Origin of the sequence: Streptococcus oralis subsp. oralis, assembly GCF_002096445.1 — a bacterium.
Classification (GTDB): Bacteria; Bacillota; Bacilli; order Lactobacillales; family Streptococcaceae; genus Streptococcus; species Streptococcus oralis_N.
The window spans coordinates 143,576-156,871 of the sequence record NZ_NCUK01000012.1; the positions used below are offsets into that span (position 1 = coordinate 143,576).

Here is a 13,296-nt window from a genome sequence, read left to right on the forward strand (position 1 = left end):
CTTCCCATTTGAACTCAAAAAGGAGTTGCGATGAAAGTATTTATTCAAAATAGAGATTTTAGGCAATTAACCATCAACCAGTGGATTTCAACGGTTGGGGATACGATTTTTTATCTTGCTTTTTTGAATTATGTGGCAGACGCTTCGTTTGCCCCCTTGGCGATTTTACTCATTACGATTTCAGAGACTGTTCCTCAAGTTCTGCAAATCTTTATGGGAGTTTTGGCTGACTTTCAACACAATCGTGTTCTAAAGTATACGGTTATTAGTTTTGTCAAATTTGTACTTTATTCTATAGTGGCACTTTCGCTTTCAGGGCAGTCCTTTTCCTTATGGCTCGTATTCTTTATCTGTTTGATGAACCTTTTGTCGGATACATTGAGTTACTTTTCAGGAGCCATGCTTACTCCTATTTTTATAAGAATCATTGGGAAAGAACATCTGACAGAAGCCATTGGCTTTAAACAATCAACAGTTAGTTTAGTTCGGACAATCAGTAACATTCTAGGAGGGATTTTACTAGGAATTCTTTCCATTCAGTTCATCTCCTTGCTAAACGCTCTGACGTTTCTGATAGCATTTGTAGGTATTCTCTTCATAAAAAATGATCTTTTGAAAGTTGAAAAAACAATTAGCTATCAAGAAGGTCTTTCTATAAAATCGTTTTGCCAGCATTTGTTCCAATCATCGAAATTGATTTGGAATATGGATAGAGTAATCTTCATTTTATTTATCGTCTCTATCAGCCAAGCTGTGATCAATGTCACTGTTCCTATTTCGACTCTTTTTTTAAGAATCCAACCGTTTTTGAATTTACAAACTGGTCAATCACTCGCTTTGTTATCAACACTAGAATTGATAGCACTTATTGTCGGAAGCCTTGTAAGTGGCTATCTGAAAAATACGATTTCTATAAAAACAGCTCTATACGCTTCGGTCGTCATCCAGTTACTCCTTCTAGTAGGATTTGCCACAGTTCATTTTGGTTTGATTCTGCTTTTCAGCTCCTTGGATGCCTTCATCGCAGGGTTACTCTCTCCTAGATTGCAAGAACTCGTCTTTAAACAAATACCTGAGGAGTCAATGGGAGCGGTTCAATCCTCTATTGGTGCTATTACGGTTGTTTTACCAAGTCTATTCACAATCGTTTTCGTAACGATTGCTACAAGTCTTGGGACCCTAGCGGTCAGCTTTATTCTATTGCTATTACTCCTAACCGCATTTGTCATGCTCTTGAATATTCGTGAGAGCATTTAGAGGAGAATTTGTATCATAGGTGTTTGAGACTGGATTGCCAGTCTTTTTATGACGGCCAAAATCAGCTGACTTTTTTCTCTTCTTTGAATATGTTATAATAGTCCATGCTGTGGCTGTGATGATGAACAGCCTCAATTGGAGAGAATATGAGGAGAAGGATGAAAGAAAAAGGATTTTGGGAAGGTGTACAGGCAGCCATGCCGACTGCCCTTGGCTATGTCAGCATTGGTCTGGCTTGTGGGATTATCGGTGCGCCCTATGTGACACCTGTTGAGATGGGCTTGATGAGCCTCTTTGTTTATGCTGGGAGCGCCCAGTTTGCCATGTTGGCACTGATTGCGGTCCAAGCGCCTGTGGCAGCCATTGCTATGACGGTCTTTTTGATCAACTTGCGACTCTTTTTGCTGAGCTTGCATGCATCGACTTATTTCCGTCATACTAGTCTCTGGCAAAATATCGGCATGTCCAGTCTCCTGACAGATGAGACCTATGGGATTTTGATGGGAGAATTAGCCCATACAGACAAGGTTCATCCCATGTGGATGCACGGGAACAATCTCAATAGTTATGTAGCCTGGTTTATTGGGACAGTGGCGGGGACAGCTTTAGGTGGGCTTCTGCCAAATCCTGAAGTCTTTGGCTTAGACTTTGCCCTTGTTGGGATGTTTATCGGGATTTTTACTTCGCAATTTCAGATTATGCAAAGACGGGTCCCTGTCCGCAATCTGCTGCTGATCCTAGCCGTTGTTGCGGTGTCCTTCTTTTTGCTCTTGACAGTAGTGTCTCAGTCGCTAGCTGTTTTGTTTGCGACCTTGCTAGGTTGTACCATGGGGGTGGTCTTAGATGGTCAGTAAGTATATTTTAATGGCAATCGTCTTTTCTGGATTAGTGACTTGGATTCCCCGTATGATTCCCTTCATTTTGGTTAAGTACAAGGGGTTGCCAGCTATCGTTGAGCGGTTTTTGAAGTTCTTGCCTGTTTCTATTATCTTTGCCTTAATCCTTTCAAGCGTAGTGACTGGCAAGGTTGGCAGCCTTCCTCAAATCAAATGGCTGGACTTTTTAGCAGTCTTTCCAACGGCTTGGGTAGCCTTTCGCTATCGCAATCTAGTGGGTACGGTTCTTTTTGGAGTGGTCTTGATTGCAGTCTTGCGTCTGGTCTTTTAGTCAGTCATAAAAAAAACCTATCACCGAGATAGATATCATATAATGGCAAAAAAAAATATTTTCTGTTAAGATAGTAAAGTATTCTATTTTGGAGGAAATGACATGAAAAAAATCGTCAAATATTCATCTCTTGCTGCTCTAGGACTTGTTGCCGCAGGTGTACTAGCAGCTTGCTCAGGCGGAGATAAGAAAGATACTGCAACTAGCGAAGCAGCATCTGGTAAGAAAGAAATTATCGTTGCAACCAATGCTTCACCAAAACCATTCAACTACGAAGAAAATGGCGAGTTGACTGGTTATGAGATTGAAGTAGTCCGTGCTATCTTTAAAGACTCTGACAAATACGATGTCAAGTTTGAAAAGACAGAGTGGTCAGGTGTCTTTGCAGGTCTTGATAGCGACCGTTATCAAATGGCTGTGAACAATATCAGCTATACCAAAGAACGTGCTGAAAAGTATCTTTATGCAGCGCCAACTGCTAAAAACCCTAACGTTCTCGTTGTGAAGAAAGACGACGACAGCATCAAGTCACTTGATGATATCGGAGGCAAGTCTACTGAGGTCGTTCAAGGGACAACATCAGCTAAACAGCTAGAAGATTATAACAAACAACACGCTGACAATCCAACGGTTCTTAACTACACCAAGGCTGATTTCCAACAAATCATGTCTCGTTTGAGCGATGGTCAGTTTGACTACAAGATTTTTGATAAAATCGGTGTTGAAACAGTTATCAAGAACCAAGGTTTGGACAACTTGAAAGTCATTGAACTTCCAAGCGACCAACAACCTTACGTTTACCCACTTCTTGCTAAAGGTCAAGATGAGTTGAAATCATTTGTAGACAAACGTATCCAAGAACTCTACAAAGACGGAACTCTTGAAAAATTGTCTAAACAGTTCTTCGGGGACACTTACCTCCCAGCAGAAGCTGACATTAAATAGTCGTATGAAATCATCCAGTCTGAGAAAGGCGGATGATTTCTCAATTTTTAGGTATATAGTTTCAAACTATATGTCTGCCTATCTAATAACAATTTGCTAAATCAAATAAAGTATGAGATACTATTACGGTATTATTTTTAAAGGAGATAGAATCATGAAAATTAAGAAATGGCTCGGTGTAGCAGCTCTTGCTACAGTCGCAGGTTTGACTCTTGCAGCTTGCGGAAATTCAGAAAAGAAAGCAGACAACGAAACAGTTGTCAAAATTGCAACAGTTAACCGTAGCGGTTCTGAAGAAGCGCGTTGGGATAAAATCCAAGAATTGGTTGAAAAAGATGGAATTAAATTGGAATTCACAGAGTTCACAGACTATTCACAACCAAACAAGGCAACTGCTGATGGCGAAGTAGACTTGAATGCTTTCCAACACTACAACTTCTTGAACAACTGGAACAAAGAAAACGGGAAAGACCTTGTAGCGATTGCAGATACCTACATCTCACCAATCCGCCTTTACTCAGGTAAAAATGGGGAAGAAAACAAGTACACCAAAGTGGAAGAAATCCCAGATAACGGTGAAATCGCCGTACCAAACGATGCAACAAACGAAAGCCGTGCGCTTTACTTGCTTCAATCAGCTGGTTTGATCAAATTGGATGTTTCTGGAACTGCCCTTGCAACAGTTGCTAACATCACAGAAAATCCAAAGAACTTGAAGATTACTGAATTGGACGCTAGTCAAACAGCTCGTTCATTGTCATCAGTTGATGCTGCCGTTGTAAACAATACCTTCGTTACAGAAGCAAAATTGGACTACAAGAAAGCACTCTTCAAAGAACAAGCTGATGAAAACTCAAAACAATGGTACAACATCATCGTTGCGAAAAAAGATTGGGAATCATCACCTAAGGCTGATGCCATCAAGAAAATTATCGCAGCTTACCACACTGATGAAGTGAAAAAAGTTATCGAAGAAACATCAGACGGTTTGGACCAACCAGTTTGGTAATAAGACACAGGGAGGTGGGAGAGAGTTTCCACCTCTTACTTTTGTATAGAGAGTTGATTTTAAAGAGGCACTTGGGGTCGTTCCAAGGACACAAGTAGGTAGTAGAAAGAGAGAGAAAATGGTTTTTCCTAGCGAACAAGAGCAGATTGAAAAATTTGAGAAGGATCATGTGGCCCAACATTATTTTGAAGTTTTGCGTACCTTGATTTCCAAGAAATCAGTCTTTGCCCAGCAGGTCGGGCTCAAGGAAGTCGCAAACTATCTGGGTGAGATTTTCAAGCGTGTAGGGGCTGAAGTGGAGATTGATGAGAGCTACACTGCTCCCTTTGTCATGGCGCATTTCAAGAGTTCGCGTCCGGATGCCAAGACCTTGATCTTCTATAATCACTATGACACCGTGCCAGCGGATGGCGATCAGGTGTGGACAGATGATCCCTTTACCCTTTCTGTACGAAATGAATTTATGTATGGGCGTGGGGTTGACGACGACAAGGGCCACATCACAGCTCGTTTGAGTGCTTTGAGAAAGTATATGCAGCACCATGATGACCTGCCTGTTAATATCAGCTTTATCATGGAAGGGGCAGAGGAGTCTGCTTCCATGGATCTAGATAAGTATTTAGAGAAACACGCAGACAAACTTCGTGGGGCGGACTTGCTAGTCTGGGAGCAAGGGACAAAGAACGCCTTGGAACAGCTGGAAATCTCTGGCGGAAACAAGGGAATTGTAACCTTTGATGCCAAGGTAAAAAGTGCGGATGTGGATATCCACTCGAGTTATGGTGGTGTTGTGGAGTCGGCGCCGTGGTACCTTATCCAGGCCTTAAGTAGCCTGCGAGCTGCTGATGGACGTATCTTGGTAGAAGGCTTGTACGAGGATGTTCAAGAGCCAAATGAACGAGAACTAGCCTTGGTAGATACCTACGCCCAACGCAATCCTGAGGAAATCAGTCGCATTTATGGTTTGGAATTGCCTCTCTTACAAGAGGATCGTGTAGCCTTTCTAAAACGGTTCTTTTTTGAGCCAGCCCTCAATATCGAAGGAATTCAGTCAGGTTATCAAGGGCAAGGGGTTAAAACGATTTTGCCAGCAGAAGCCAGTGCTAAGCTAGAGGTTCGTTTGGTTCCTGGCCTAGAACCGCATGATGTTCTGGAAAAAATTCGGAAACAGCTAGACAAAAATGGCTTTGATAAGGTAGAATTATACTATACCTTGGGAGAGATGAGCTATCGAAGCGATATGAGCGCGCCAGCTATTCTCAATGTGATCGAGTTGGCCAAGAAATTCTATCCACAAGGTGTTTCAGTCTTGCCGACCACAGCGGGGACAGGGCCCATGCATACGGTCTTTGATGCCTTAGAGGTACCCATGGTGGCCTTCGGTCTAGGAAATGCCAATAGCCGAGACCATGGTGGAGATGAAAACGTGCGAATCGCCGATTACTACACCCATATAGAATTAGTAGAGGAGCTGATTAGAAGCTATGAGTAGAGATATTATCAAGTTAGATCAGATTGATGTGACTTTTCACCAAAAGAAGAGAACCATCACAGCGGTCAAAGATGTGACCATTCACATCCAAGAAGGGGATATCTACGGAATCGTTGGATATTCTGGAGCGGGGAAATCCACTCTTGTACGGGTGATTAACCTCTTGCAAAAGCCATCTGCAGGGAAAATTACCATTGATGACGATGTGATTTTTGATGGTAAGGTGACCTTGACAGCAGAGCAGTTGCGTCGTAAGCGTCAAGACATTGGGATGATTTTCCAGCATTTCAACCTGATGAGTCAAAAGACAGCAGAGGAAAATGTAGCCTTTGCCCTAAAACACTCTGGACTCAGTAAGGAAGAAAAGAAAGCCAAAGTTGCTAAGTTGTTGGACTTGGTTGGCTTGGCGGATCGTGCTGAAAACTACCCGTCACAACTATCTGGAGGACAAAAACAGCGTGTGGCTATTGCGCGTGCCTTGGCCAATGATCCAAAAATCTTGATTTCAGATGAGTCAACATCTGCCCTTGACCCTAAGACAACCAAGCAGATTTTGGCCTTGTTGCAAGATTTGAACCAAAAATTAGGCTTGACTGTTGTTTTGATTACACATGAGATGCAGATTGTCAAAGACATTGCCAACCGTGTGGCAGTCATGCAGGATGGCCGTTTGATTGAAGAAGGAAGTGTTCTTGAAATCTTCTCAGACCCTAAACAACCTTTGACACAGGACTTTATCTCAACTGCCACAGGTATTGACGAAGCAATGGTCAAGATTGAGAAGCAAGAAATCGTAGAACATTTATCTGAGAACAGTATTTTAGTGCAGCTCAAGTATGCAGGGGCTTCAACAGACGAGCCACTTTTGAATGAATTGTACAAACATTACCAAGTAACGGCTAATATCCTTTATGGAAATATCGAAATTCTCGATGGCACTCCCGTTGGAGAATTGGTGGTGGTCTTGTCAGGTGAAAAAGCAGCGCTAGCAGGTGCTCAAGAGGCTATCCGTCAAGCGGGTGTGCAGTTAAAAGTATTGAAGGGAGGACAGTAAAATGACAGAGTTGATTCAAACTTACTTACCAAATGTCTACAAGATGGGCTGGGCTGGTCAGGCAGGCTGGGGAACAGCCATCTACCTAACTCTTTATATGACAGTTCTTTCTTTCATCATCGGAGGGTTCTTGGGGTTGGTAGCAGGTCTTTTCCTCGTCTTGACAGCGCCAGGTGGTGTCTTGGAAAATAAGGTTATCTTCTGGATTTTAGACAAGATTACCTCTATTTTCCGTGCGGTACCATTTATCATCCTCTTGGCAATCATGTCGCCACTTTCTCACTTGATCGTCAAGACTAGTATCGGGCCAAATGCAGCCCTTGTCCCACTTTCTTTTGCAGTCTTTGCCTTCTTTGCCCGTCAGGTGCAGGTTGTCTTGGCTGAGCTGGATGGCGGTGTCATTGAGGCTGCTCAAGCAAGCGGAGCGACCTTCTGGGACATCGTGGGTGTTTACCTATCAGAAGGTCTTCCAGATTTGATTCGTGTGACGACTGTGACCTTGATTTCCCTTGTTGGGGAAACAGCTATGGCGGGAGCAGTTGGTGCTGGTGGTATCGGTAACGTAGCCATCGCTTATGGATTTAACCGCTACAATCACGATGTGACTATCTTGGCGACCATTATTATCATTTTGATTATCTTTACAATCCAGTTCTTGGGAGATTTCTTGACCAAGAAACTAAGTCATAAATAATGGAAGGAGTTCAAAGGGATTCCTTTTTGTTTTCTCACCGAACTGCAAGAAGGATAAAGCTTCTTTTTAGAAATATGCTATAATAAACAAAGGTCCCCAATTAGCAAGTCAGAAACTTTGCTGTAGAAGGGATGATAATGTAAAGGAGTTTGGCTGGTATGAATTATTTTGAGGGGAATGATTTTTTCCTTCTCTTATTTGTAGTTTTACTGATTGGTTTTGTGGTAAACTTTTTTGAAAAACGTAAAGACTACTATATTTTGGCGCTCTCCCTCTTATTTGCAGGAGCTATCTATGGTAAGAGCCGAGCGATGATGGTCTATTTACTCGCCTTTATCGTTTACCAGTATTTTCTGGTTTTTCTAGCGCAGCGGATAGAGGCAAAGCGGCTGAAACCGCTGGTTTTCCTTTCCATTCTTCCTTTGGTGATCAATAAAGTCTTTGCTCTGACTTCTCTGCATTTGTTGACCTTTATTGGAATTTCTTACATGTCCTTTAAGACCATTCAGATCATGCTAGAGATATCGGATGACTTAATCAAAGAAAAAATCAGTGCAAAAGATTATCTACAGTTTTTGCTCTTTTTCCCAACAGTTAGTGCTGGTCCAATTGATCGGAGTAGGAGATTTTTAAAAGAGATAAACGAGGTCATGCCCCGAAAAGAGTATCTAGAGTTAGCAGGGGACGGTGTGTATCGTATCGTTCTAGGCCTCCTTTACAAGATTGTTTTATCAACCTATGTTTACCAGATGCTACTCGCTCTAAATAATACGGACATAGTCGTTTACTCAATCAAGTATATGTACCTCTATACCTTGTATCTGTTCTTTGACTTTGCAGGCTATAGTCTAATGGCCGTTGGAAGTAGTAATATTCTAGGTATTCAGACACCGATGAACTTTAACAAACCTTTCTTGAGTGTCGATATCAAAGATTTCTGGACTAGATGGCATATCACCTTGTCGACCTGGTTGAGAGATTTTGTATTTTCAAGAGTATTGATGCAGGTTATCAGGAAAAAATGGTTTAAAAATAGACTACACAATGCAACCTATGCCTATATGGTCAATATGTTGGTCATGGGTTTTTGGCATGGTCTTAGTGTTAGCTACATTGTCTATGGTTTTTATCATGGTGTCTTGATGGCTGGATTTGAAGTGTATCAAAAGAAAAGCAATTTTTATAAGAAAAATAAAAACAAAAACTGGTATAAGCTACTAAGTTGGTTTGTGACCATGAATTTGGTTATGATTGGTTTCTTTATCTTTTCAGGTGAACCCTATAAAATCTTACTGACGACTTTAAAGAGATAAGAGATTGAGAAGAAATCGGACAGATCGAAGGGATAGGATAAAACGAGATGATTAAATTAAAAGCATTTTTACTATCGCTTGTGCTCGTAATTGCGACGCTTGCCCTTTTAAATGTGACGTATGTCAAGAAGATTGATGATTATTATAAAGTCGAGGATAACAGTATTCGTTACAGCACTTCATATGAAAAGTATAAAAGTAGAGATATTCTAACAAGCAATATCACCCCCAATACACTGGTTCTAATGGGTTCTTCAGAGTTGGTTGCAACGATAAATGAAGACTATCATCCAAATAAAATTTTTAACTACAACGATTTTAATATCATGCAGAATGGGACCAGTTATTCTCAAAATATCATTCAAGCCTCTACTTTAGCCTCTATTGAAGGGTCTATGAGTAAGCGAAAAGTGGCTATAGTAGAGTCGGTTCAGTGGTTTGAAAAAGATGGGACCCATCAAGATGCTTTTTTGAATAAGGCTTCTCAGGAACATATTTTCCACATGCTAGATAATGACAAGATTAGTAAGGAAACGAAAGAAAAACTGATCAATCGCATTATCGAGATTACCAAGGGGAACAAGCAACAAAATGACATCTACAAAAAATATAAAAGTTATTTCATAGATGGAAAAGGAACCATTGTTGATAAAAAACTATTAGAGTTAGATAACGCGATGTATTCCTTTAAGCTCAAACGAAAATTTTATGAAAATCATGAGAAATCAGATTATCCCTCATCAGGAGACAAAACCCCAGACTATGATTGGGAAAAGATGACGGATCAGTTTGTGGAAGAGGTCAAAAAGAAAACAGACAATAATGACTATGCTGTTGATAATAACTACTACAATACTTACTTAAAAGATCGCTATGCATCACTGAAAGATTCTAATAAAGATTTGAGCTACCTGGAGTCACCAGAGTATTCAGATATGGAACTCTTCTTGACAGTTGCCAAAGAATTGGGCATTGAAGTTGAGGTTATTATTTTCCCAGTAAACGGGAAATGGAATGACTACACTGGTGTCTCAAGAGAGATGCGAGAAAAAACTTATAAAAAAATAGAAGATGTCGCAAAAAGTCATGGTGCAACCGTATTAAACTATGGAAACAGAGAGTATGATGATTACTTTTTATTTGACGTGATGCACGTTGGAGTGAAAGGATGGATGGAAGTTGAAAAAGAACTTTACAAATTTGCAAACCAAGCTAACTAACACACATCGTTTAATCTTGTGGACACTATTTTTTTATACGGTTATCTTGAGCATCGTAATTTACTGTTTTGTGACCGATTTTTCGAATATTCAAGAATTTATCTATAGTGAATTTTAAGACTGTATACAAAAAGGCCCTGGGACTAGGCATAGCTAGTCTTCAGGGCTTTTACATTATAGTTTATCAGCTATTTTTTGACTTAGAAATTGCCCAACCACAGCCCCAATCAAGGCACCTAGAAGGATGCTCGAAACAAAGAGAAGGATTTTGTCCAACTCTGGAGCGACCATGATACGGTCGATGTATTCTTGGGATTTCCCACGCGCAAGTAAGGTGGCCAAGTAAGCTTTGGGACGGATCCACATGAGGAAGATAGGGCCACTTGTGCTAAAAGCAAAGACGAGGAAGGAGAGGGTGTTTTTGATTCGATCTCTGTAGTTTCCGAGACGAGCAATGGCATCTGCTGCAAGACCGCAGGCGATAGCTGGTAGAAAGGCTCCAGCGCCGTGTTTGCTAGCTAGGAAAAAGAGAGCCATAAAGAGCCCGAGAGTGGTAATGGCACCAAAACGAGGAACTTTTACCAGAAGAAACATGTAGACGCTACCCCCAACAAGGGCTGAAAAAGCCGGAGCATAGAACATATTGCCCGTTGAGTCAACCAAGTGACCAAGTACTACTCCAATCCCTAGACAGAGGAAATAAAGGACGACAGCTAAGAGGGTGGTTAAGATATTTTTCTTCATGAGTTTCTCCTTGATATAAACTAACAAAATCAATTGTATCACGCTTTTTGAGGATTGTAAATGGGAGTTCTATATTTTTGAAAACGTTTGAAATATGATATAATAGTTACATCGTTAGTTTAAGGAGAGTAGCATGGGAAAATTTCTAGAATTCGTCTTTAATCGTATCTTTTTGGGAATGATGGCGACGGCTTATTTCTGGCTATTAACACTAGCAGGAGGAGTGATCTTTGGTTTGGCCCCAGCTAGTGCTACCCTGATGAGTTTGTATGCGGAGCATGGGTATACTTATCGAGCCTACCATTTGAAAGAAGCTTGGGAACTATATAAGAGTAACTTTGTCAAGAGCAATCTGGCTTTCTATAGTTTTGTGTTTGTGGATCTTGTCCTAGTTTATGGTTTATACCTTCTAGTTCAATTGCCCCACCAGACGATTTTCCACCTCTTGGCGACCTTTCTCAATGTCCTTGTAGTCGCTCTTGTCTTTCTAGCCTATACTGTTTCCTTGAAACTGCAGGTGTACTTTGATTTATCCTACCAAAATACCTTGAAACTATCCCTTATCGGGATTTTTATGAGCCTACCTGCGATTGCCAAGGTTTTACTCGGATCTGCACTCCTTGTAGGAGTTGGTTATTATATGCCTGCCTTGCTCTTTTTTGTAGGAATTGGAATGTGGCATTTCTTTATCAGTGATATGTTGGAACCTATTTATGAAAGTATCCATGAAAAATTGGCGACAAAATAGAATGAAGCAGTTTTGGCTTCACTCTCTTTTACGGATTTATAGTTTGGTTATGATCGTGGTCATTGCCAGTTTTGCGATTATGCTATCGTATGCTGACTGGGATTCACGTGAGAAAGAGGCCCAAAGGGTTGCAGAACGTGTGACCACTCGGACAGTGAGTGAAGTGGAATATTATCACAGAGAGTCAACCCAACTTGCTCAGTCTTTGGTTGAAAATCAGGCCCGCATCGAAGGGATTTACAAGTATTTCAGTCTCAGCACACCAGACTATTTCTATTGGCAATTAGAGCGTAAAACTTCGCCTTATATCTCGGTTTCCCTGTATGAAAATATTGATGACCTCTATGTTCGGAATGATTTTGTGACTGGAGTGGCTATTGTTCTTCAGGACTACAAGGAAGTCTATGTTTCGACTAGAGAAAAACGCAGTGGAGAGAAAATTCCTGCGGAGGATTTTAAGCCGGCAGCCAATAGTTTTGCCATTCCTGTTTCCGATCCTGTGTCTGACAAGGATTTAGGAGTGATTTATATCTCCCTATCCCCAGATGTTTTACATGGCGCTATTGACAATACTCGGGGTCATATCCCAATGGCTGTAACAGTAACTTCGCCTTTTGAGACTGAGATGTTCCATATTGGGGAGAAGGTCTCAGCCGAGCGAGAGAACTGGTTTGTGGGTGTCACCTCTCACGGTTATCAGGTTCGAGTTGCTGTTCCTAAAAATTTTGTGCTTACAGGAACTTTGACGAGTTCAGCTGTCATTGTTGGGCTAAGTATTCTCTTTATCATCATTTTGTACGTGACCCTTAGACAGACTTTTTCAAATTACCAAAAGCAGGTCGTAGACCTAGTAGATTCGATCGAGGTGATTGCTCAAGGAGAAGAAGGCCTTCGAATTGATACCTCTGAAAAAGACCAAGAGTTGCTTCTCATTGCAGAAACAACCAATGATATGTTGGATCGCCTGGAAAAAAATATCCATGATATCTATCAGCTAGAGCTCAGCCAAAAAGATGCCAATATGCGAGCCCTGCAAGCTCAAATCAATCCTCACTTTATGTACAATACTCTAGAGTTTTTACGGATGTATGCCGTCATGCAAAGTCAGGATGAACTGGCAGATATTATCTATGAATTTAGTAGCTTGTTACGCAACAATATCTCCGACGAGCGGGAAACGACCTTGAAGCAGGAGTTGGAATTTTGCCGAAAATATAGCTATCTCTGTATGGTACGTTATCCTAAATCCATTGCCTATGGTTTCAAGATTGCACCAGAATTGGAAGAAATGAGGATTCCAAAATTTACACTCCAACCATTAGTAGAAAACTACTTTGCCCATGGTGTTGACCATCGCAGAACGGATAATGTCATCAGTATTAAAGCCTTGAAGGGCCAAGGCTTCGTTGAAATCCTAGTGGAAGACAATGGTCGGGGAATGTCCGCTGAGAAACTAGCTAGCTTGCAAGAAAAATTAGCTCAGAGAAGTTTTGAACACGAGGCAAGCTATAGTGGGGAGCGGCAATCAATTGGAATAGTAAATGTACACGAACGCTTTGTTCTCTACTTTGGGGATCGCTACCAAATCAGTGTAGAGTCAGCTGAGCAAGAAGGTGTTCGTTACCATATCATCATCCAGGATGAATAGAAAGG

Annotated in this window: 13 protein-coding genes; 12 read left to right on the plus strand and 1 reads right to left on the minus strand. The window is 41.2% G+C overall.

The features are described 5' to 3' along the window. Positions 1-30: 30 nt before the first annotated feature. The 10 genes from B7721_RS01915 (at position 31) to dltD (ending at position 10,151) form a co-directional block, all read left to right on the plus strand. Positions 31-1,257, plus strand: coding sequence for an MFS transporter (locus B7721_RS01915; RefSeq protein WP_084877262.1), 1,227 nt, complete (start codon positions 31-33; stop codon positions 1,255-1,257). Positions 1,258-1,415: 158 nt separating this feature from the next. Then, positions 1,416-2,111, plus strand: a complete 696-nt coding sequence (locus tag B7721_RS01920) for an AzlC family ABC transporter permease (protein WP_084877264.1) — start codon at positions 1,416-1,418, stop codon at positions 2,109-2,111. Further along, a complete protein-coding gene (locus tag B7721_RS01925) occupies positions 2,101-2,424 on the plus strand; it encodes an AzlD domain-containing protein (RefSeq protein ID WP_000253912.1) in 324 nt (107 codons plus the stop codon). Before B7721_RS01920 ends, B7721_RS01925 begins: the two co-directional genes overlap by 11 nt. Before the next feature lie 102 nt (positions 2,425-2,526). Continuing rightward, positions 2,527-3,369 (plus strand): amino acid ABC transporter substrate-binding protein, encoded by an 843-nt coding sequence (locus tag B7721_RS01930; protein ID WP_000724967.1) that lies wholly within the window; start codon positions 2,527-2,529, stop codon positions 3,367-3,369. A gap of 154 nt (positions 3,370-3,523) precedes the next feature. Beyond that, positions 3,524-4,378 (plus strand): MetQ/NlpA family ABC transporter substrate-binding protein, encoded by an 855-nt coding sequence (locus B7721_RS01935; protein WP_000694533.1) that lies wholly within the window; start codon positions 3,524-3,526, stop codon positions 4,376-4,378. Between the two features lie 118 nt (positions 4,379-4,496). Continuing rightward, a complete protein-coding gene (locus tag B7721_RS01940; protein ID WP_084877265.1) occupies positions 4,497-5,870 on the plus strand; it encodes a M20 family metallopeptidase in 1,374 nt (457 codons plus the stop codon). Next, positions 5,863-6,924, plus strand: a complete 1,062-nt coding sequence (locus B7721_RS01945) for a methionine ABC transporter ATP-binding protein (protein ID WP_000085680.1) — start codon at positions 5,863-5,865, stop codon at positions 6,922-6,924. The genes B7721_RS01940 and B7721_RS01945 overlap by 8 nt, the downstream gene beginning before the upstream one ends. Before the next feature lies 1 nt (position 6,925). Continuing rightward, complete coding sequence (locus B7721_RS01950; RefSeq protein ID WP_000137507.1) at positions 6,926-7,618, plus strand: methionine ABC transporter permease; 693 nt, start codon at positions 6,926-6,928, stop codon at positions 7,616-7,618. Positions 7,619-7,776: 158 nt separating this feature from the next. Then, positions 7,777-8,931: a D-alanyl-lipoteichoic acid biosynthesis protein DltB gene (dltB, locus tag B7721_RS01955; protein ID WP_084877267.1), complete on the plus strand. Its 1,155-nt coding sequence runs from the start codon at positions 7,777-7,779 to the stop codon at positions 8,929-8,931. A gap of 47 nt (positions 8,932-8,978) precedes the next feature. Further along, a complete protein-coding gene (gene dltD, locus B7721_RS01960) occupies positions 8,979-10,151 on the plus strand; it encodes a D-alanyl-lipoteichoic acid biosynthesis protein DltD (protein ID WP_084877268.1) in 1,173 nt (390 codons plus the stop codon). Positions 10,152-10,325: 174 nt separating this feature from the next. Here the strand turns inward: dltD and B7721_RS01965 are convergent, their stop codons facing one another. Beyond that, positions 10,326-10,895: an MptD family putative ECF transporter S component gene (locus B7721_RS01965; protein WP_084877270.1), complete on the minus strand. Its 570-nt coding sequence runs from the start codon at positions 10,893-10,895 to the stop codon at positions 10,326-10,328. Between the two features lie 133 nt (positions 10,896-11,028). Between B7721_RS01965 and B7721_RS01970 the strand changes: the two genes are divergently transcribed. Beyond that, complete coding sequence (locus B7721_RS01970) at positions 11,029-11,643, plus strand: YesL family protein (RefSeq protein WP_061428224.1); 615 nt, start codon at positions 11,029-11,031, stop codon at positions 11,641-11,643. Beyond that, the gene (locus tag B7721_RS01975) at positions 11,621-13,291 is read left to right on the plus strand and encodes a sensor histidine kinase (protein ID WP_084877271.1); all 1,671 of its coding nucleotides are present in this window, start codon (positions 11,621-11,623) and stop codon (positions 13,289-13,291) included. The genes B7721_RS01970 and B7721_RS01975 overlap by 23 nt, the downstream gene beginning before the upstream one ends. The last annotated feature ends 5 nt before the right edge of the window (positions 13,292-13,296 follow it).